The organism is Clostridium sp. CAG:265, assembly GCF_000436575.1.
GTDB classification, from domain to species: domain Bacteria; phylum Bacillota; class Clostridia; order Clostridiales; family Clostridiaceae; genus Clostridium; species Clostridium lentum.
The window spans coordinates 1-19,518 of record NZ_FR886638.1 but is presented as its reverse complement, the minus strand read 5'-3'; the positions used below and the strand labels follow the sequence as shown (position 1 = coordinate 19,518).

The following is a 19,518-nucleotide window of genomic DNA, read 5'->3' as shown; positions in this document are numbered from 1 at the left end:
ATGATGAAGGAATGGAATAACTTTAAACCAGGTAACTGGACTAAGGAAATCGATGTAAGAAACTTTATTCAACTTAACTACACTCCATACGAAGGAGATGATAGTTTCTTAGCTGGCGCTACTGAAGCTACAACTAAGTTATGGGCTGAAGTTAGTGAATTATTCAAAAAAGAAAGAGAAAACGGTGGAGTTTTAGATGTAGATACTGAAACAGTTTCAGGAATCAATGAATATGCTCCTGGATATATAGATCAAGCTTTAGAAAAAATCGTTGGTGTTCAAACTGATGCACCTTTAAAGAGAGCTGTTATGCCTCAAGGTGGTATAAGAATGGCAGAAAGTGCTGCTAAATCTTATGGATTTGAAGTATCTGATAGAATATCTGAAATATTCTCAAAATATAGAAAAACTCACAACCAAGGTGTTTTCGATGCTTATACTGATGAAATGAGATTAGCTAGAAAATCTGGTATAATTACAGGTCTTCCAGATGCTTACGGTAGAGGAAGAATCATAGGTGATTACAGAAGAGTTGCTCTATACGGGGTTGACAGATTAATCGAAGATAGATTAGTTCAAAAGAAATCTTTAGAAGTTAAAACTATTGATGAAGACGTAATTAGATTAAGAGAAGAAATTTCTGATCAAATAGTTGCATTAAAAGAATTAAAAGCTATGGCTGCTTCTTATGGATTAGATATATCAGGACCAGCTTCAAATGCTAAAGAAGCTGTACAATGGTTATACTTTGGATTCTTAGCTGCTATAAAACAACAAAACGGTGCTGCTATGTCATTAGGTAGAACTTCTACTTTCTTAGACATCTACATCGAAAGAGATTTACAAAACGGTGTTATCACTGAAGAAGAAGCTCAAGAAATAATGGACCACTTCGTAATGAAGTTAAGATTAGTTAAGTTCTTAAGAACTCCAGAATACAACGACTTATTCTCAGGAGATCCAACTTGGGTTACTGAATCAATCGGTGGTATGGGATTAAACGGTAAAACATTAGTAACTAAGAACTCATTCAGAGTACTTAACACACTTTACACTTTAGGACCATCACCAGAACCAAACTTAACAGTTTTATGGTCAACTAGATTACCTCAAGGATTCAAAGATTTCTGTTCAAAGGTATCAATTGACACAAGTTCAGTTCAATACGAAAATGATGATTTAATGGCTCCATACTGGGGAGATGACTATGCTATCGCTTGTTGTGTATCTGCAATGAGAGTTGGTAAGCAAATGCAATTCTTCGGTGCAAGAGTTAACTTAGCTAAAACTTTACTATACGCTATAAACGGTGGTAGAGACGAAAAATCAGGTGTTCAAGTTGGACCTCAATTAGCTCCATTAACTGGTGAATATTTAACTTACGACGAAGTAATGAACAGATTTGAAATAATGACAGACTGGTTAGCTAACCTTTATGTTAATACTTTAAATGTAATTCACTACATGCATGATAAATATTCATATGAAAGCTTACAAATGGCTTTACATGATAGAGATGTATTCAGAACAATGGCTTGTGGTATAGCTGGTTTATCTGTTTGTGCAGACTCATTATCAGCAATCAAATACGCTAAAGTTAAGCCAATAAGAAACGAAGAAGGAATAGCTGTTGATTTCGAAGTTGAAGGAGATTTCCCTAAATACGGAAACGATGATGATAGAGTTGATGAAATTGCTGTATACTTAGTTGAAAACATGATGAAGAAAATCAGACAAAACAAGACTTACAGAAATGCATACCACACTCAATCAGTATTAACTATAACTTCAAACGTTGTTTATGGTAAGAAAACTGGTACTACTCCATGTGGTAGAAAAGCTGGTGAACCATTTGCTCCAGGTGCTAACCCAATGCACGGAAGAGATAACAGTGGATCTTTAGCTTCATTAAACTCAGTTGCTAAATTACCATATGAACATTCACAAGATGGTATCTCAAATACATTCTCAATAGTACCAGATGCTTTAGGAAAATCTGCTGAAGATAGAATAACTAACTTAAGTGCTATGATGGATGGATACTTTGGTCAAGATGCTCATCACTTAAACGTAAATGTATTTAACAGAGAAACTTTATTAGATGCTATGGATCATCCAGAAGAATATCCACAATTAACTATCAGAGTTTCAGGATATGCTGTTAACTTCATTAAATTAACAAGAGAACAACAATTAGACGTTATAAACAGAACATTCCACAAATCAATGTAATTTATAATGTTTAAAATGTAATAAGGGATAGCCTTAGCTATCCCTTATTTTTTATTATAACACTTCTATTTCAACTACATCGTATCCCTCATCTTCAATTACTTCTTTTAAAGCTTCATCATTAGCTGTAGTTTCAACTATTGCATTTTTCCCTTCTAAGCTAACTTCAACTGAAGTAACTCCATCTAAATCTTCTAAAGCTGCTTTAACATGACCTACACATTTATTACAACTCATTCCTTCAATTAATATTTTCTTTTTCATAAAATCCTCCTTTATAAAATTAATGATTATCTAAATCTTTTTAGTCTTAGTGCATTTAAAAGTACTGATACTGAACTAAAACTCATGGCTGCTGCTGCAATCATTGGATTTAATAATGGACCACCAAAGATATGAAGCACTCCCATGGCAACTGGTATTCCTAAAACATTATAACCAAATGCCCAGAATAAATTCTCTTTTATATTCTTAATAGTTGCTTTGCTTAACCTAATTGCAGTAACAACATCTTTTAAATCACTTTTCATAAGAACAATATCTGCTGATTCAATGGCAACATCAGTTCCTGATCCAATGGCTATTCCTACATCTGCCTGTACAAGAGCTGGTGCATCATTTATTCCATCACCAACCATGGCTACTTTTCTATTTTTCTCTTGCAGCTTCTTCACTTCATTAGCCTTATCTTCCGGTAATACTTCTGCTAAAACCATATCTATTCCCACTGATTTTGCAATAGCTTCTGCTGTCTTTTTATTATCTCCTGTAATCATTGCTACTTTAACATTCATTTTCTTTAATTCTTCAATAGCAGCTTTACTATTTTCTTTTACAGTATCAGCTACTGCTATTATACCACTTAATTTATTATTTATAGCAATATACATTGGTGTCTTTCCTTCCGCTGCAAGCTTATCACTTTCAGCATGTAAAGACTCTATATCTATATAATTTTCTATCATTAATTTCTTATTACCTAATAATATATCTTTTCCTTCAATAGTAACTTCTATTCCATGTCCTGGCACAGCTTTAAAATCTTCAATTTTTTTTAATTCTAAGTTTTTATCTTCTGCTTCTTTTACTATGGCTTCTCCTAAAGGATGTTCTGACCCCTTTTCTGCACTAGCTGCTAAAGCTAATACTTCTTCTTCTTTTATACCTTGGCAAATTATATCAGTAACTTTAGGCTTTCCTTCAGTTATTGTTCCTGTTTTATCAAATACTATAGTATCTATTTTATATGTTGTTTCTAATGCTTCTCCACCTTTAATTAACACACCATTTTCAGCACCTTTTCCTGTTCCAACCATAATTGCTGTTGGTGTTGCTAATCCTAATGCACATGGACATGCAATTACTAATACTGAAATAAATATAGTTAAAGCAAATACAGTAGTTTCACCTGCAATAAGCCATCCTATTGTTGCTATTATTGCTAACCCCATAACCGTTGGTACAAAATATGCAGCAATAATATCTGCCATTTTAGCTATTGGTGCTTTTGTTCCCTGTGCTTCCTCCACTAACTTTACAATTTGTGCTAAAGCTGTATCTTTTCCAACTTTAGTAGCTTTGTATTTTATAAAACCAGATTTATTTATACTAGCTCCTATGACAGTATTTCCTATGTTTTTTTCTACAGGAATACTTTCGCCTGTGAGCATTGATTCATCAATAGAAGTGCTTCCCTCTATAATTTCACCATCCACCGGCAATTTTTCACCTGGCTTCACTAAAATTACATCCCCTACTATAACTTCATCTATAGGAATACTTAATTCTTTTCCATCCTTAATGATAGTTGCAGTTTTAGGTGCTAATCCCATAAGCTTCTTGATAGCCTCTGAAGTTTTACCCTTTGATACAGCTTCCAAATATTTTCCTAAAGTAATTAATGTTAAAATAACTACTGCTGATTCAAAATATAAATGCATTGCATAATGAGTTTCTCCATTTAGTATCTTATATATTGCAAAAAATCCATAAGCTACTGCTGCCGATGTCCCTATAGCAATTAATGAATCCATATTAGGACTAAGCTTAAATAGATTCTTATATCCTATCTTATAAAACTTATAACCAGCTACCATTACTGGTATAGTAAGTGCTAATTGAACTAGTGCAAAGTTTAAAGGACTTTTCATTGGATCAATAATTGAAGGTAATGGCATACCTACCATATGTCCCATACTTATAATAAGTAGTGGTACTGTAAATATAAGAGAGAAGATAAATCTATTTAAAAGTAACTTGCTTTCATCTTTCTTTTTAGAACCTTCATTTACTTGCTCTTCCTCTTTGATTAACTTATATCCAGCTTTATCAATAACTGCTTTAATATCTGAATATCGTACCTTTTCTGCATCAATTCTTACTGTTAGCTTTTCTGTAGCAAAATTAACATTAGCACTTTCAACACCATCAATCTTTTTAGTTACTCTTTCTACTCTATTGGCACAAGCTGAACATGTCATTCCTTCAACCTTGAAAGTGTAATCTCTCATATCTTTTCTCACAGAATATCCTGCTTTTACTACTGTTTCCTCAATTTTAGCAACATCTACCTTTGTTTCATCAAATTTTACTGATAAAGTTTCTGTAGCGAAATTTACATTTGATTCTTCAACTCCATCCAATTTCTTCACTGCTCTTTCCACTCTATTGGCGCAAGCTGAACAAGTCATCCCTTCTATTTTGAATGAATTTTGCTTCATTTTCTCCTCCTTTACTTTGACATAACCTTTTGTAAAATACTTATTATTTCTTCTATTTTTTCGTCACCATTATCATTCATACAAGCATCCTTTACACAAGTATGCAAATGTTTTTCTAATATTATTAAATTAGATTTTTTTAATAACGATTGTGCTGCCATTATTTGATTAGATATATCTACACAATATCTATCATCTTCAATCATTTTAATGATTCCATCTATTTGTCCTCTTGCAGTTTTTAATGATTGAAGAGCTTTTTTTCTTTCATTATTCATTAATCTTCCTCCTATATTACCCCTCCCCTAGGGGGTATGTGTATTTTTATTATAATCTTTATTAACTAATTGTCAATAATATTATTTAAATTTTATTATATGTTTTCTATAGTAACCACTACTATTTCTGGTTTATTAAATAATCTTAGTGGAAATCCACTATTTCCAAGACCTCTACTTATTATAAGATTATTTTTTATGCCTTTATGAATACCTGCTGTATACTTAGGAAAAATCCCTTGTGCTGGTGCATATAACCCTCCAATTAGAGGAATTCTAAATTGACCTCCATGAGCATGCCCCGAAAACATTAAATCAAATTTATATTTATAATATGATTTATCACCTATGGCTTTAAAATTTTCTGGATAATGACTTAAAACAATCTTTATTCCAGGCAATTTACAAAATTCATTAAAAATAATAGAATAATCTTTATACTCAAATTCCCCTTTTGCCCTTTTAATATAAGCCTCCGATGAACCTTGTTCTTCAACTAATCCTAATATATTAACTTTATTTCCATTAATATTTATGGTTCTTATTTCATTTAACAATACATTGACATTATTTTTTCTTAACTTTTTAATTATTTCTTTATATTTTTCTGCTCTAGTTTCATGATTTCCAGGTATATAGTATGTAGGAATTTTTTCACTCATCTTTGATATAAAGTTTATTATTTCTTTATATCTTATTGAAGTACAATCAATAAGATCACCTGTTAATAAAATTAAATCTGGATTCTCATTTAAAACCTTATTTAGTAATTTTTTATTATCCTTTCCAAATTCCTTACTATGTAAATCAGACAATTGTACTATTTTTATTGAATTTTTTACTTTCTTATTTATTTTAACCCTACTTACAACTATATTATTATTTTCACAAAATAATATAGCACTTGTAATTATGGCTCCTAAACTTATCAAAAAATACATATATTACCTCTAAAATTTTTATGTTTATTATACCATATAATTTATAATATCTATATTGGTATAATTTAATTATTTTAACACAAACCAACTTATTAACTTATATATCATTTAAAAGTATAATTTAAATAGTTTTAAAATTCATTTGTATGGGGGAATATTATGGATTTTCTATCTTTTAAAGAAAATAATATGGACAACTTTAAGAATTATATTTGTAAATTTGAAAATAACCAACTCCTTTCTTCTTTTTTATTAAATATCGACAGTAATACTATAAGTTATATAAAAAATAGTATGACTATCTCGCTAAAAAACATATCTTATTTTTCTCATGATAAAGCAGCTTTGCTTTTATTATTTAAATTTGCTGATAATGATAGATTATTATATGGTAAATGGTTTAATTATTCTCTTAACACCCATAAAGAACATTTAGAAATGATGCTTTTTCAAAAAGAAATACCAATTATTTTAATTGATTCAGTAACAAAAAATAAATTTACATTTTATGTAACTAATGATTTCAAAATTGGTATAAAAGATCATATAAAAAATACTCATTTTATAAAGATGAATGAGCTTGACTTTAATTTATATATTAATTCTCTTGAAAAAAATATAAAATCTTTATCTAAACTTTGGGATAGTATAGATGCATAAAAAAGTAGGCTGTATCAATCTTTTTGATACAGCCCATTTTTTGTTGTGTTATTAGAAGTAGTGCTACTTATTTTATATTAAGTTTAAAAAACTATTATTCTGCTAATTTTTTGTATTCTTCATACTTTCTCTTAGCATCTGCTTCTGCCATTGCAAATAATTCTTCAGCTTCTTCTGGATATTGCTTTGCAATTGCTGAGTATCTTACTTGATCCATTATGAAGTCTTTGAAGCTTCCTTGTGGTTCTTTAGAATCTAATACAAATGGATTCTTTCCTTGTTCTTTTAATGATGGATTGAATCTGTATAAATGCCAGTATCCAGCTTTAACAGCTTCGTCCATATTTCTTATAGAGAATCCCATTCCCTTCTTTAATCCATGGCTAATACAAGTTGAGTAAGCAATGATGATTGATGGTCCATCATGAGCTTCTGCTTCTAACATAGCTTTAACTACTTGGTTCTTATCTGCTCCTATAGCTACTTGTGCTACATAAACATTTCCATAAGACATCATCATTCTACCTAAGTTTTTCTTAGCTGACTTCTTACCTGATGCTGCAAATTTAGCCATTGCTGCTATAGGTGTTGATTTAGAACTTTGTCCACCTGTATTAGAGTAAATTTCTGTATCGAATACAAGAACATTTACGTTATCTCCTGAAGCTAGTACATGATCTAATCCACCGTATCCGATGTCATAAGCCCATCCATCTCCTCCAAGAATCCATTGAGATCTCTTAACTAAATAATCTCTTCTGTTATTTATTTCTGCTAATAATTCTAATGCTTTAGCATCTTCTACATTATTGTTATCTAATATAGCTTCAACTTCTGCACTATAAACTTTTGAAAGCTCTCCATTTTCTTTATTAGCTATCCAATTTCTGAATGTTTCTTTATATTCTTCAGCAATTGAAGTTTCTAATAAAGCTTCCATATTCATAGCTATGTTGCTTCTCATTTGATTTACAGCTAAGAACATACCATATCCAAATTCAGCATTATCTTCAAATAATGAGTTAGCCCAAGCTGGTCCCTTACCTTCATGGTTAGTTGTGTATGGTGTTGAAGGTGCTGATCCACCCCAAATTGATGAACATCCAGTTGCATTAGCAATCATCATTCTATCTCCAAATAATTGAGTAACTAACTTAATATATGCTGTTTCACCACAACCTGCACAAGCTCCTGAGAACTCTATAAGTGGAGTTTTAAATTGACTATCTTTAACTGTCTTACCTGGAGTTAAATCACCTTTGTAAGCAACTTTTTCTGATACTGCGAAATCCCAGTTTGGTATTTCTTTTTCTGTTTGAGTTGCAAGTGGCTCCATTTTCAATGCTTTACCTGGTGCTGGACATATGTCAACACAGTTAGCACATCCTGTACAGTCTAATGTACTTACTTGGATTCTGTAATTTAATCCTGCTAAAGCCTTTCCTGTAGCTTTCTTAGTTTCAAATCCTTCTGGTGCATTAGCTAATTCTTCATCACTTACAAGAACTGGTCTAATACATGCATGTGGACAAACAAAAGCACATTGGTTACATTGGATACATTTTGCAGTTTCCCATTCTGGTACTTCTGAAGCAATTCCTCTCTTTTCATATGCTGCAGTTCCTGCTGGGAATGTACCATCTTCTATTCCATTGAATGCACTTACTGGTAACTTATCTCCTTCAAGTGCGTTCATTGGGTTCATGATATTCTTAACGAAATCAGTAACTTTCTTAGTTTCAACAACTTCTGCATCTTCTGCATCTTTCCATGAAGCTGGAACATTTATCTTAACTAATGAGTTCATACCTCTTTCAACAGCTTCAAAGTTCATGTTAACAACCTTGTCACCTTTTTTACCGTAAGCTTTTTTAATTGAAGCCTTTAAGTAATCTTTAGCTTCATCTTCTGGTATGATTTCAGCTAATTTGAAGAATGCTGATTGCATTATCATATTGATTCTTCTACCTAAACCAATTTCAGTAGCTATCTTAGTAGCATTGATTGTATATAGATTTATTTCATTTTCAGCAATGAATCTCTTCATTTTTGCTGGTAATTTACTTTCTAATTCTTCTTCAGTCCAGATACAGTTTAATACAAAATTTCCACCTTTTCTAAGACCTTTTAATACATCATATTGATTTACATATGCTTGAACGTGACATCCAATATAATCAGCTTCGTCTATAAGGTAAGTTGATCTGATTGGTTGATCACCAAATCTTAAGTGAGACATAGTAGCTCCACCAGATTTCTTTGAATCATATGCAAAATATGCTTGTACATACTTATCTGTGTTTTCACCGATAATCTTAATTGCTTGTTTATTAGCACCAACAGTTCCATCTGATCCTAATCCCCAGAACTTACATCTTACTGTTCCTGGAGTTAAAACTCTTAATTCATCCTCTACTGGAATTGAAGTGTTTGTAACGTCATCTTCGATACCAACAGTGAAGTTATTTTTAGCGTCTTCTTTCTTAAGATTATCAAATATAGCTTTAATGTGTGTTGGAGTAACATCTTTTGAAGCTAATCCATAACGTCCACCAACTATTACTGGTCTATTTTCTTTTTCATAGAATGCAGTACGTACATCTAAGTACAGAGGCTCACCAATTGAACCTGGTTCTTTAGTTCTATCCATTACACAAATCTTTTCTGCTGTAGCTGGTATAGCTTTTAAGAAATGTTCAGTTGAGAATGGTCTAAATAAGTGAACCTTAACTAAACCATATTTTTCTCCTCTAGCATTTAATTCATCTATAGTTTCTTCAATTGCTTCTGTAACTGATCCCATAGCAACTATAACATGTTTAGCATCTTCTGCTCCATAGTAATTAAATAATCCATAATTTCTTCCTGTAAGCTCGCTCATTTTACCCATATACTCTTCAACTACAGGTATTATATTATTGTAAAACTTATTTGAAGCTTCTCTTGTTTGGAAGTAAATATCTGAGTTTTGAGCTGTTCCTCTTGTCACTGGATGATTTGGAGATAATGCTCTATTTCTAAACTCTTGAAGTGCTTCCATATCTACTAAGCTTGCATAATCTTCATAATCTAAAACTTCAACTTTTTGAATTTCATGTGATGTTCTAAATCCATCAAAGAAATTAATGAAAGGTAATCTTCCTTTAATTGCTGCAAGATGTGATACTGGAGTTAAGTCAGCTACTTCTTGAACTGAACCAGCAGCAAGCATTACACATCCAGTCATTCTTGCTGACATAACGTCTTGATGATCACCAAATATTGATAATGCTTGAGAAGCTATTGCTCTAGCACTTACGTGGAATACTCCTGGTAATAATTCTCCTGCTACCTTATACATATTTGGAAGCATTAATAATAAACCTTGTGATGCAGTAAATGTAGTAGTTAATGCACCTGCTTGTAATGAACCGTGGAATGCTCCAGCAGCTCCTGCTTCTGATTGCATTTCAACGACATTAACAGTTTGTCCAAATATATTTTTCTTTCCTTGTGCTGCCCATTCATCTACAATTTCTGCCATTGTAGTTGAAGGAGTTATCGGGAATATAGCTGCAACATCTGTATATGCATAAGCAACATAAGCAGCAGCAGTATTTCCATCAATAGTCATCATTTTCTTTGCCATGATAAATACCTTCCTTTTCTACTAGTTAAATAATAACAATTATCTTTTAATAAATATTATACATTCTAGTTTTTATTTTTTCTAGTGTTTTATATAAGATTATTAGATTGAAATTTACTATATATAAATATCTTAAGAAAATTTATTATAATAATTCATTTAAATCTTTTAATATCTGAATCTTTCCTCTAAGCATTTTAATGAATCCTTGTTTTTCAATCTTCTTTAAGCTTCTGCTGACAACCTCTCTAGTAGAATCAATCTCAAAAGCTAATTCACTATGGGTAGCATAAATACTCTTAGAACTCTTACTCATTAAAAGCTTAACTAATCTCTTTTCGAGACTTTCATGCCTATTAGATTCTTTATCTCTAATAATAATTTGATGTTTTCTATATAGGTCATTATACATATATCTTAAAAATTTTATATCTTGCTTCAAATATCTTTTAGCAATTCCACAAGGAATTACACAAATTTCTGAATCAACAAGTGCTCTTGCACAGATATTTAAATTATCTTCTTCCTTAAAACAATTAGATAATTCATTACAAAGCTGGCCTTCCTTTAAATCATATAGATTTGTTTCTTTTCCTCCAGCATTCATTCTTTGAATTTTTATAAGTCCTTTAAGTATAAAAATAAAGCCCATACACCCTTCCCCATCATTAGATAGGTATTGATCCATATTTAAAGTCTTAAAAATAGCATTTTGACTTAATATACCATCGCTTTTTTCATCTAAAATTTTTAATAGAGGGTATACTTCATAAAGAAAATCTATTTTTCTCTTTTCTTCATTAACATCCTTAACATAAGTTAACATTTTAATTCCTCACTTACTACTTTACATCTTTCAACATTTTTTTTGTGTGACTTAATCACATTATATCTTTCTTTTTAATAATAAACTAGGAAAATTTAAAAATGGATTTTATGGAATAATATAACTGTTAAAAGTGCATGATTTCTACTGTATAATAAATTTGCTATTTTTGAAATTATCTGAATATTTCATTAATTTAACAGTTGTTGACAATAGTTATTCATAGATTATAATTATTATATAAATAAAAATTTTATAAATAGAAGAGGTGCTTATATTCATGTGTAAAACAATAAGTATTAATCCTGATTTAACTTGGGTTGGAGCTTTAGATCCAAACTTAAGAATTTTTGATATTATAATGGAAACAAAGTTTGGTACAACTTATAATTCATATGTTTTAAAAGGTACTGATGGAGTTGCCATATTTGAAACAGTAAAAGAAAAATTCTTTGATGAACATTTAGAAAAAATAAAATCAGTTGTAAAACCTGAAGATATAACATATATAGTGGTAAATCATACAGAACCTGATCATGCTGGTTCAGTAGGAAAACTTTTAGAATTTGCTCCTAATGCTACTGTTGTTGGAAGTAGTCTTGCAATAAGATATATGGGACAAATAATGAATAAACCTTTCAAGAATAAAGTTGTTAAAGATGGTGAAACTATTTCACTTGGAAATAAGACAATTAAGTTCTTAAGTGTACCTCAATTACACTGGCCAGATACAATGTATTCATATGTAATTGAAGATGAAACTCTTATAACTTGTGACTCATTTGGAGCTCACTACAGCGATGAACGTATTATTAAAAGCAAGTTAGAAGCTGAAAAAGAAGCTGATTATATAGAAGCATACAATTACTATTTCTCAATGATAATGGGACCTTTCAAACCTTATGTATTAAAGGCTTTAGATAAAATTAAAGATTTATCAATAAAATTTATTTGTCCTGGACATGGTATGGTTTTAGATGGTGCTAACATTGAAAAATATATGGAATTATATAAAGAATGGAGCCAGCCAGTAAAAAGAGAAACACCTAGCATAGTTATTCCATATGTAAGTGCTTATGGTTATACTGCTGAGCTAGCTGAAAAAGTTAAAGCAGGTATTGAAGCTTTAGAAGAAAATGTTGATGTACTAATGTATGACTTAGTTTACGCTGATATAAATGAAGTTATTGCTGAAATTAATAAATGTAGTGGACTATTAATAGGCTCACCTACTTTACTTGCTGATACACTTCCTCCAATTTGGACTATACTTGGATCATTAAATCCAGTAATTCATAGAGGATTACATGCAAGTTGCTTTGGTTCATATGGATGGAGCGGAGATGCACTTAAAAATATTGAGCAAAGATTTAATCAACTTAAATTCAATATTCCAGTGGCACCACTTGGAGTTATGTTTAGACCAAGTGAAGATGAATTAGAAAAAGCATTTGCTTTTGGACATGACTTTGCTAAAGAAACTTTACAATGTGTTAACGGCGGACAATGTAACATACAAAATCAATAAATATATAAATTAAAAAGAGGAATTCATTGCAATGAATCCCTCTTTTTATCGTTCAAACAAATTGCCTATGCCTCCAAGCAAACTACCTTCATCCTTAGATTGTGTTCCTAGCTGTGGAGAAGCAGCAATAACCTTCTCAGCAAGTTTGCTAAAAGGCAAACTTTGTATCCACACATCACCAGGTCCTGTTAAAGTAGCGAAAAATAATCCTTCTCCACCAAATAATGTGTTCTTTAATCCACCTACAAATTGAATATCATATTTAACATCCTTTGTCATAGCCACTAAACACCCTGTATCTACTTTTAATACTTGTCCTGGAATTAATGTCTTTTTTACAATAGTTCCACCACCATGAACAAAAGCTAATCCATCACCTTCAAGTTTTTGTAGAATAAATCCTTCTCCACCAAAAAAACCTACTCCTATTTTCTTAGTGAAAGCAATGCCTAAACTTACTCCCTTTGCACAACATAAAAAAGCATCTTTCTGACAGATAATTTTTCCCTCAAACTCTCTTAAATTTATAGGAATTATCTTACCTGGATAAGGTGCTGCAAAAGAAACCTTCTGTTTTCCATACCCTCTATTGGTGAATGCAGTCATAAATAAACTCTCACCTGTTATTACTCTCTTAGCTGCACCACCTAACTTCCCTATAAAACCACCACCATTACTTTTACTGCTTCCATCACCAAATATTGTCTCCATGGAAATACTATTGTCCATCATCATCATAGCTCCTGCTTCAGCAACAGCAGTTTCATTAGGATCTAATTCTATTTCTACAAACTGCATTTCATTACCATATATTTTATAATCAATTTCATGTGCCATTTTCATCTACTCCTTATTTTTTTGCTCTTAATTTAGTTGTATTCCTTACATTTTTATATTATTTATAAAAAGTTATTAATAATATCATTACATCTATATTTATGTTTTGCAATATCTCTAAAATAATTATTTAATTTAACAAATGCTCCTATTTTAAACTTCCTGACATTATGATAGATATTAAAAGCCATAACCCTAAAATAGCAGATACTAAATATCCAACTAATCCAATTATAGATACTCCATGAATTTTAGGTCCTGGATTAGAATTTATAATTATGGATGAACCTACAATCATCCCTGCTATTATAAGAGAAAATGATAATCTATTAATCATTTTATTAAATTCATCCATATATTTATTATTATCTATTTTTAGATTTACTTTTGCCCTACCTTTAGTAAAGGTATTAGTTAGCTCCACTAGCTTTTCTGGTATCTTTGAAACCTTATACCACTTGATAAATAAATCTTTCATACTGATATTATTAAATAAATAGTTTTTGCTATTATCTTTTACATAAGAAATAACTAGTGAAATAATATTAACATCTGGTGATAATTCTGCTATTATACCTTCTAAAATTATCATACTTCTAATAAGCATAGTAAACTCACTGGGAAGCTTTAAATTATTTTTTTTTGCAATCTCCATAACTTCTTCTAATATTATTGATAGCTTTATATTTTTAACAGAAATAGTAAAATATTTATTATATAAATATTCAACATCTTCATATAAAATTTCTCTCTTTACAGTTCCTGTCTGTATACCTGCATATAATATAAAATCCACAACTATATCAATATCTTCAATAACCAATCCAATAATTACGTTATTTAGTCTCGAGATAAATTCATGTGATAGCTCTCCTACCATTCCAAAATCTATAAAGCATATCTTTCCATTGCTAATTAATATATTACCAGGATGAGGGTCTGCATGAAAAAATCCATCCTCCATCACTTGCTTAAAATAAGAAATTGCCAGTTCCCTTGCCAAATTATCCTTATCATATCCATATTCATCCATAGCCTTTATATCATTAATTTTAAATCCATTTATATTTTCTAAGGTTAAGACTTTCTCTCCACTTAGCTCATTAACTACATATGGAGCATATATGTAATTCCTTTCTTTGTTTAGTTCTCTAAACTTTCTAATATTATTAGCTTCTGAAATAAAATCTAACTCATTTACCGTTGATTTTCTTATTTCCATTAACGTATCCTTTACACTTACAACAGATTCCTTAAAAATATGATTATATTTCTCACTTAAACTAATAAGTATATCTAGATCTATATACATTCTTTCCTTAATATTAGGTCTTTGAATTTTAATTACCACTTCACGCCCATCATTTAATACGCCAAAATATACTTGCGCTATAGATGCAGATGCAATTGGCTCCTTATTTATATAAAGAAAACTATCTAATAATTCCTGGGAAAACTCATTTCTAAAAATTTCTTCAAATTCTGAAAAACTCTCAATGGCTGCTTTATCCTGCAATTTAGATAATTCCCTAATATACTCCTCACCTATTAAATCAGATCTGGTACTTAATATTTGACCTATTTTAATAAAAGTAGGTCCAAGCTCTTCAAATGCCTTTCTTAAATTAGCAGGAGATTTTTTATCTTTTTTATTTTTCTTATCTACAATATAGCTTAAGCCATATTTAGTAAAAATTTTCACTATTTCTTTAACTCTTTCTCCTGAAGTGTAAACCATAAAAAACCTCCCCTATAAATTTACTTTATATTTTTTATTTGTTCTTCTAGCATAGCTACCTTTTCTTTTAATAAATCAAATTCTGTTCTTGATATCAAGTTATATTCTGCAATTATTTGTAGTACATCTTCTTTAGTAAGATATTTTTTATTATTTTCACTGATTATAGAAGCCTTATCCTTCATACTTTTCCTCAATTCATCACCTATCTGCTTTCCTTCCTCTAAAGTAAGCTTTCCCTTTTTCACCATATCATTTATTATTTCCATAGATTTTTCATATGTCATGGATGCTGCTCCTATTCCAAGCAAAAATATTTTTTTAAATTCTTCCATCATAAATAAAACCACCTTCTTAATTTTTTAACTTTTCTATATATATTCCCTTTAATGAATTTATTAATACAATAAAATCCAGAGCATCAAAAGTTCATTTTTTTCTTTTGATGTCCTGGATTATCAAGGCTATTAAATTTTCAACATTCCTTACTATTGTATATTATTATTTTAACATATTTTGAAATAATTGTATTATTAAAAATTATTATTTTCGTATATTTTTTAAATATTGTGTTTTTATGATCATTAAATTATCATTTAAATTACATTCCTATTATTCATATAAAAATTAAATATCAATACTTTTATTATTTTTATATGGATTTACATGTACCATACAATGCTTTATCATAGGTATATTTTCTTCAACTTCGTCATGTACCTTTTGAGCTATGTTATGTGCATCTTCAAGGCTTTGCTTGCCATATGCTGATATTTCAATATCAACATAAATTCTTGAGCCAAAAACTCTAGTTTTCAATGTATCTAACTGCATAACACCTTCTTGTGCTAAAGCTATTTCCCTAATCTTATTTATGGTTTCATCATCACAAGAAGCATCTATTAGTTTATATATAGAATCCTTAAATATATCATATGATACTTTCACTATAAATAAACATATTATAATTGATGCTATGGGATCAAGTATAGGAAACTTTATTCTAGCACCTAATATTCCTATAAAGCTACCTACTGAAGATAAGGCATCTGATCTATGATGCCATGCATCTGCCTTTAATGCTCCTGAATTTATTTTTATGGCTGCAGATCTTGTATACCAATACATCCATTCCTTTACAACTATTGAAATAACAGCAGCAACTAATGCTAAGCTTCCTGGTGCAGATAAGTTTCCTTCTATTCCAGCAATTATTTTATTAATTCCACTTAAACCAATTCCTATTCCTGTAGCTAAAAGTATTGCACCTAAAATCATAGCTGCTATACATTCAAATCTCTCATGGCCATACTGATGCTTTTCATCACTTTCCTTATGAGCTATATTGAAACCTATAATAACTATAATTGTACTAAATACATCTGAGGCTGAATGTACTCCATCAGAAATCATCGCTCCAGAACCAGCAATTACCCCTGCAGCTACTTTCCCAATAGATAATATTGTATTAATTATTATACTTACTACTGAAACTCTCATTGCAATACTCTTATCATCTCTTATCTTACTATCCATATATTATCACCTGATAAAATGTATTGTTTTTTCCCCTTTTTTGATAATTTATATTTAATTTCATTCTATTCACCTTCTATGTTAAAGTTCCTAAAAATAAAAAATACTTATTTATCAACTAAAAAGTAAATGATTTCCCCTCAGAAATTCAATCTTTAGCTCTTTCGCTTTTCAAAATATAAGCGTTGAATAAAAATAACATTTTATCCAACGCTTATATTTCTTATTATACCCTTGTGAGCTATTCTTAATTTAATCCATTATTTTTCGATAACATTGTCATGTTTCGAAAATATCTATTTTTTTCATTTTTATAATTAATTAATTTATTTCCTATGAATTAACTATTTCTCCTCCATTAATATGTATAGTTTGCCCTGTTATATATGAAGCTGCTTCTGACGCTAAAAATACATACGCTCCAGCACATTCAACTGGTTGACCTGCTCTTCCCATAGGCGTATCATTACCAAACTTTGGTATTTTATCAGCACTAAAACTTGAAGGTATAAGCGGAGTCCATATAGGTCCTGGTGCAACAGAATTCACTCTTATACCTGTCTTCCCTTTAGCTAAAGCCATGGATAAAGACCTTGTAAGTGTAAGAATAGCACCCTTAGTCATAGAGTAATCCATCAACGTATCATTACCACGAAAAGCTGTAACAGATGTGGTATTTATTATACAACCACCACTTTTTAAATATTTCATAACTTCTCGTGTCATATAAAATGTTCCATACACATTGGTTTTCATAGTTTTATCAAATTGTTCATCTGTAATCTGTTTGATATCTGTGCATTCATATTGAACAGCTGCATTATTTACTAAAATATCAATTTTACCATATTTTTTTATAGCTAACTCCATAACTTCTTTACAAAAGTCTCTTTTCGCTACATCACCTTGAACAATAGTGCATTCTCCACCAGCTGACTCTATTACTCCCTTGGTTTCTTCCGCATCTCTTGTTTCATCATAATAAACTATAACGATCTTGGCCCCTTGATGAGAATACGCTATAGATACAGCTCTCCCAATACCACTATCACCACCAGTAATTATAGCAACTTTATCTTTCAAAAGATCGCCTTTCTTTATATACTTCTCATTATAATAAATAGGCATCGGTGTCATCTCATATTCATTTCCTGGATGCCTTTCTTGATGCTGAATAGGAAAAGTTTTTGGAAATTCCATCTTCATCACTCCTTTCACAATTATAACTTTTAGTATTCCCTTCTATTGAATAAATAATGAACATAAACATATTATATTTTTGTATTTTTTTACCATTTAATTTATAATGTACTTATACTTTTAGAGGAGGTTTTTAAATGAATTTTCAAACCAAAGTAATAATTTTAATTGTAGGTTTAATTCTTTTTTCTATAGCTATTTTAACAATAATTTGCAGCATATATTTCTTTTACGCTCTAACAAGAAAAGGGCTAACTAAGATGAAGAAAAAAATTTTAACTTTTAAGAATATTCCTTCACCAGAAAGTTTTAAAGACTTCATCGACAGTAATTGGTTTAAAAACCATAATGCTTCAAAACTTCATATAACATCTTATGACAACTTAAAACTTTCAGGTATTTTTGTAAGAAACACTAAACCCTCCAAAAACATCGTCATTCTTTCACACGGCTACACAGCTTCATCTTCAGCAATGTTATGCTATACTTCATATTATTATAATAAAGGTTTCAATATACTTGCCGTTGATAATAGGTGCCATGGTGAAAGCCAAGGAAAGTATTTAGGTATGGGATATTTAGATCATTTCGATATACTTAAATGGATAGATAAATGTAAAGAACTTTTAGGCAACGATTGCAAAATAATTCTCCACGGCGTATCAATGGGTGCAGCAACAGTATGTATAACAGCTGGATATAATCCTCCTAAAAACGTAAAATGTATTATTTCCGATTGTGCTTACGATAGAATTTCTGATGTATACAAACAGATAATAACCTCTTCAACAAAAATTTTAGCTACCCCAATAATCAAAGGAACTAGTTTAATTTGTAAACTAATGGCTGGATATTACTTTTCAGATGCTGCACCTATAAATTTCGTTAGCAAAACCCCTGTACCAATTCTTTATATCCATGGAGATAAAGACACCTTTGTACCTTCTTATATGGCTGATAATTTATTTAACGCAACTCCAGCGGATAAACGAGATATTCTTTTAATAAAAGGGGCAGGTCATGGCGAAGCCGTTATAAAAGATAACCAAACTTACTTTAATAAAATTGATAATTTTATAGGCAAAATCTTTTATACATCCCAATACAAACCTAAAGAGGTATAGTTTTTTAACTACACCTCTTTTTCAAAATCCAGATAGAAATACTTTTAGCACTAACATAAAATTTCAATATACCATTTCCCTTTCATTTTAATCTTGGATATTTTTAAACAAAACAAAAAAAGAACTTGAAAATTCAAGTTCCTTTTTTGGTGGCTTACCGGGGAATCGAACCCCGGACACCTTGATTAAAAGTCAAGTGCTCTACCGACTGAGCTAGTAAACCATATTACCTGGCAACGTTCTACTCTCCCACACAGTCCCCCGTGCAGT

General features: G+C 30.5%; 15 protein-coding genes and 1 tRNA gene. 4 read left to right on the top strand and 12 right to left on the bottom strand.

Going from position 1 to position 19,518, the window contains the following annotated elements; all coding sequences use genetic code 11:
• Positions 1–2,232: a formate C-acetyltransferase gene (gene pflB / locus Q5O29_RS09770; RefSeq protein WP_022212762.1), complete on the top strand. Its 2,232-nt coding sequence runs from the start codon at positions 1–3 to the stop codon at positions 2,230–2,232.
• A 54-nt stretch (positions 2,233–2,286) separates the two neighbouring features.
• Here pflB and Q5O29_RS09765 read toward each other — a convergent pair whose 3' ends face one another.
• The 4 genes from Q5O29_RS09765 to Q5O29_RS09750 all read right to left on the bottom strand — a co-directional run bounded on the left by Q5O29_RS09765 (position 2,287) and on the right by Q5O29_RS09750 (position 6,171).
• On the bottom strand, positions 2,287–2,496 hold the full coding sequence (locus Q5O29_RS09765; protein ID WP_022212761.1) for a heavy-metal-associated domain-containing protein: 210 nt from the start codon (positions 2,494–2,496) through the stop codon (positions 2,287–2,289).
• Between the two features lie 26 nt (positions 2,497–2,522).
• On the bottom strand, positions 2,523–4,952 hold the full coding sequence (locus Q5O29_RS09760; RefSeq protein WP_022212760.1) for a heavy metal translocating P-type ATPase: 2,430 nt from the start codon (positions 4,950–4,952) through the stop codon (positions 2,523–2,525).
• An 11-nt stretch (positions 4,953–4,963) separates the two neighbouring features.
• Positions 4,964–5,230: a metal-sensing transcriptional repressor gene (locus tag Q5O29_RS09755; RefSeq protein WP_022212759.1), complete on the bottom strand. Its 267-nt coding sequence runs from the start codon at positions 5,228–5,230 to the stop codon at positions 4,964–4,966.
• Positions 5,231–5,325: 95 nt separating this feature from the next.
• Positions 5,326–6,171, bottom strand: coding sequence for a metallophosphoesterase (locus Q5O29_RS09750; RefSeq protein ID WP_022212758.1), 846 nt, complete (start codon positions 6,169–6,171; stop codon positions 5,326–5,328).
• Positions 6,172–6,330: 159 nt separating this feature from the next.
• Here Q5O29_RS09750 and Q5O29_RS09745 point away from each other — a divergent pair, with 159 nt between their 5' ends.
• Entirely contained in the window at positions 6,331–6,831 is a 501-nt protein-coding gene (locus Q5O29_RS09745) for a hypothetical protein (RefSeq protein ID WP_022212757.1), read from the top strand.
• A gap of 94 nt (positions 6,832–6,925) precedes the next feature.
• Here Q5O29_RS09745 and nifJ read toward each other — a convergent pair whose 3' ends face one another.
• Together nifJ and Q5O29_RS09735 are read right to left on the bottom strand one after the other, a co-directional pair.
• On the bottom strand, positions 6,926–10,459 hold the full coding sequence (gene nifJ / locus Q5O29_RS09740) for a pyruvate:ferredoxin (flavodoxin) oxidoreductase (RefSeq protein ID WP_022212756.1): 3,534 nt from the start codon (positions 10,457–10,459) through the stop codon (positions 6,926–6,928).
• 145 nt (positions 10,460–10,604) lie between these two features.
• Positions 10,605–11,285, bottom strand: coding sequence for a Crp/Fnr family transcriptional regulator (locus Q5O29_RS09735; RefSeq protein WP_022212755.1), 681 nt, complete (start codon positions 11,283–11,285; stop codon positions 10,605–10,607).
• 280 nt (positions 11,286–11,565) lie between these two features.
• On the opposite strand from Q5O29_RS09735, the gene Q5O29_RS09730 reads away from it, so the two are divergent.
• Positions 11,566–12,813 (top strand): FprA family A-type flavoprotein, encoded by a 1,248-nt coding sequence (locus tag Q5O29_RS09730; RefSeq protein WP_022212754.1) that lies wholly within the window; start codon positions 11,566–11,568, stop codon positions 12,811–12,813.
• A 45-nt stretch (positions 12,814–12,858) separates the two neighbouring features.
• Here the strand turns inward: Q5O29_RS09730 and Q5O29_RS09725 are convergent, their stop codons facing one another.
• From Q5O29_RS09725 to Q5O29_RS09705, 5 genes are all read right to left on the bottom strand, one after another.
• On the bottom strand, positions 12,859–13,656 hold the full coding sequence (locus Q5O29_RS09725; protein ID WP_186834657.1) for a TIGR00266 family protein: 798 nt from the start codon (positions 13,654–13,656) through the stop codon (positions 12,859–12,861).
• Positions 13,657–13,798: 142 nt separating this feature from the next.
• Positions 13,799–15,388 (bottom strand): AarF/ABC1/UbiB kinase family protein, encoded by a 1,590-nt coding sequence (locus tag Q5O29_RS09720; RefSeq protein WP_022212752.1) that lies wholly within the window; start codon positions 15,386–15,388, stop codon positions 13,799–13,801.
• Positions 15,389–15,408: 20 nt separating this feature from the next.
• On the bottom strand, positions 15,409–15,726 hold the full coding sequence (locus Q5O29_RS09715; protein WP_022212751.1) for a phasin family protein: 318 nt from the start codon (positions 15,724–15,726) through the stop codon (positions 15,409–15,411).
• A gap of 289 nt (positions 15,727–16,015) precedes the next feature.
• A complete protein-coding gene (locus Q5O29_RS09710) occupies positions 16,016–16,924 on the bottom strand; it encodes a cation diffusion facilitator family transporter (RefSeq protein WP_022212750.1) in 909 nt (302 codons plus the stop codon).
• Between the two features lie 333 nt (positions 16,925–17,257).
• Positions 17,258–18,124 carry a glucose 1-dehydrogenase gene (locus Q5O29_RS09705; protein ID WP_022212749.1) on the bottom strand — a complete coding sequence of 289 codons (867 nt, stop codon included), beginning with the start codon at positions 18,122–18,124 and terminating at the stop codon, positions 17,258–17,260.
• 137 nt (positions 18,125–18,261) lie between these two features.
• Between Q5O29_RS09705 and Q5O29_RS09700 the strand changes: the two genes are divergently transcribed.
• On the top strand, positions 18,262–19,248 hold the full coding sequence (locus Q5O29_RS09700) for an alpha/beta hydrolase (RefSeq protein ID WP_022212748.1): 987 nt from the start codon (positions 18,262–18,264) through the stop codon (positions 19,246–19,248).
• A 147-nt stretch (positions 19,249–19,395) separates the two neighbouring features.
• Here the strand turns inward: Q5O29_RS09700 and Q5O29_RS09695 are convergent.
• A tRNA-Lys gene (locus tag Q5O29_RS09695) sits at positions 19,396–19,471 on the bottom strand.
• Positions 19,472–19,518 lie beyond the last annotated feature (47 nt).

Excerpts from the sequence above, each read along its gene's own strand:
- pflB (WP_022212762.1), top strand. The coding sequence starts at position 1 with ATGATGAAGGAATGGAATAACTTTAAACCAGGTAACTGGACTAAGGAA.
- Q5O29_RS09765 (WP_022212761.1), bottom strand. The coding sequence starts at position 2,496 with ATGAAAAAGAAAATATTAATTGAAGGAATGAGTTGTAATAAATGTGTA.
- Q5O29_RS09760 (WP_022212760.1), bottom strand. The coding sequence starts at position 4,952 with ATGAAGCAAAATTCATTCAAAATAGAAGGGATGACTTGTTCAGCTTGC.
- Q5O29_RS09755 (WP_022212759.1), bottom strand. The coding sequence starts at position 5,230 with ATGAATAATGAAAGAAAAAAAGCTCTTCAATCATTAAAAACTGCAAGA.
- Q5O29_RS09750 (WP_022212758.1), bottom strand. The coding sequence starts at position 6,171 with ATGTATTTTTTGATAAGTTTAGGAGCCATAATTACAAGTGCTATATTA.
- Q5O29_RS09745 (WP_022212757.1), top strand. The coding sequence starts at position 6,331 with ATGGATTTTCTATCTTTTAAAGAAAATAATATGGACAACTTTAAGAAT.
- nifJ (WP_022212756.1), bottom strand. The coding sequence starts at position 10,459 with ATGGCAAAGAAAATGATGACTATTGATGGAAATACTGCTGCTGCTTAT.
- Q5O29_RS09735 (WP_022212755.1), bottom strand. The coding sequence starts at position 11,285 with ATGTTAACTTATGTTAAGGATGTTAATGAAGAAAAGAGAAAAATAGAT.
- Q5O29_RS09730 (WP_022212754.1), top strand. The coding sequence starts at position 11,566 with ATGTGTAAAACAATAAGTATTAATCCTGATTTAACTTGGGTTGGAGCT.
- Q5O29_RS09725 (WP_186834657.1), bottom strand. The coding sequence starts at position 13,656 with ATGAAAATGGCACATGAAATTGATTATAAAATATATGGTAATGAAATG.
- Q5O29_RS09720 (WP_022212752.1), bottom strand. The coding sequence starts at position 15,388 with ATGGTTTACACTTCAGGAGAAAGAGTTAAAGAAATAGTGAAAATTTTT.
- Q5O29_RS09715 (WP_022212751.1), bottom strand. The coding sequence starts at position 15,726 with ATGATGGAAGAATTTAAAAAAATATTTTTGCTTGGAATAGGAGCAGCA.
- Q5O29_RS09710 (WP_022212750.1), bottom strand. The coding sequence starts at position 16,924 with ATGGATAGTAAGATAAGAGATGATAAGAGTATTGCAATGAGAGTTTCA.
- Q5O29_RS09705 (WP_022212749.1), bottom strand. The coding sequence starts at position 18,124 with ATGGAATTTCCAAAAACTTTTCCTATTCAGCATCAAGAAAGGCATCCA.
- Q5O29_RS09700 (WP_022212748.1), top strand. The coding sequence starts at position 18,262 with ATGAATTTTCAAACCAAAGTAATAATTTTAATTGTAGGTTTAATTCTT.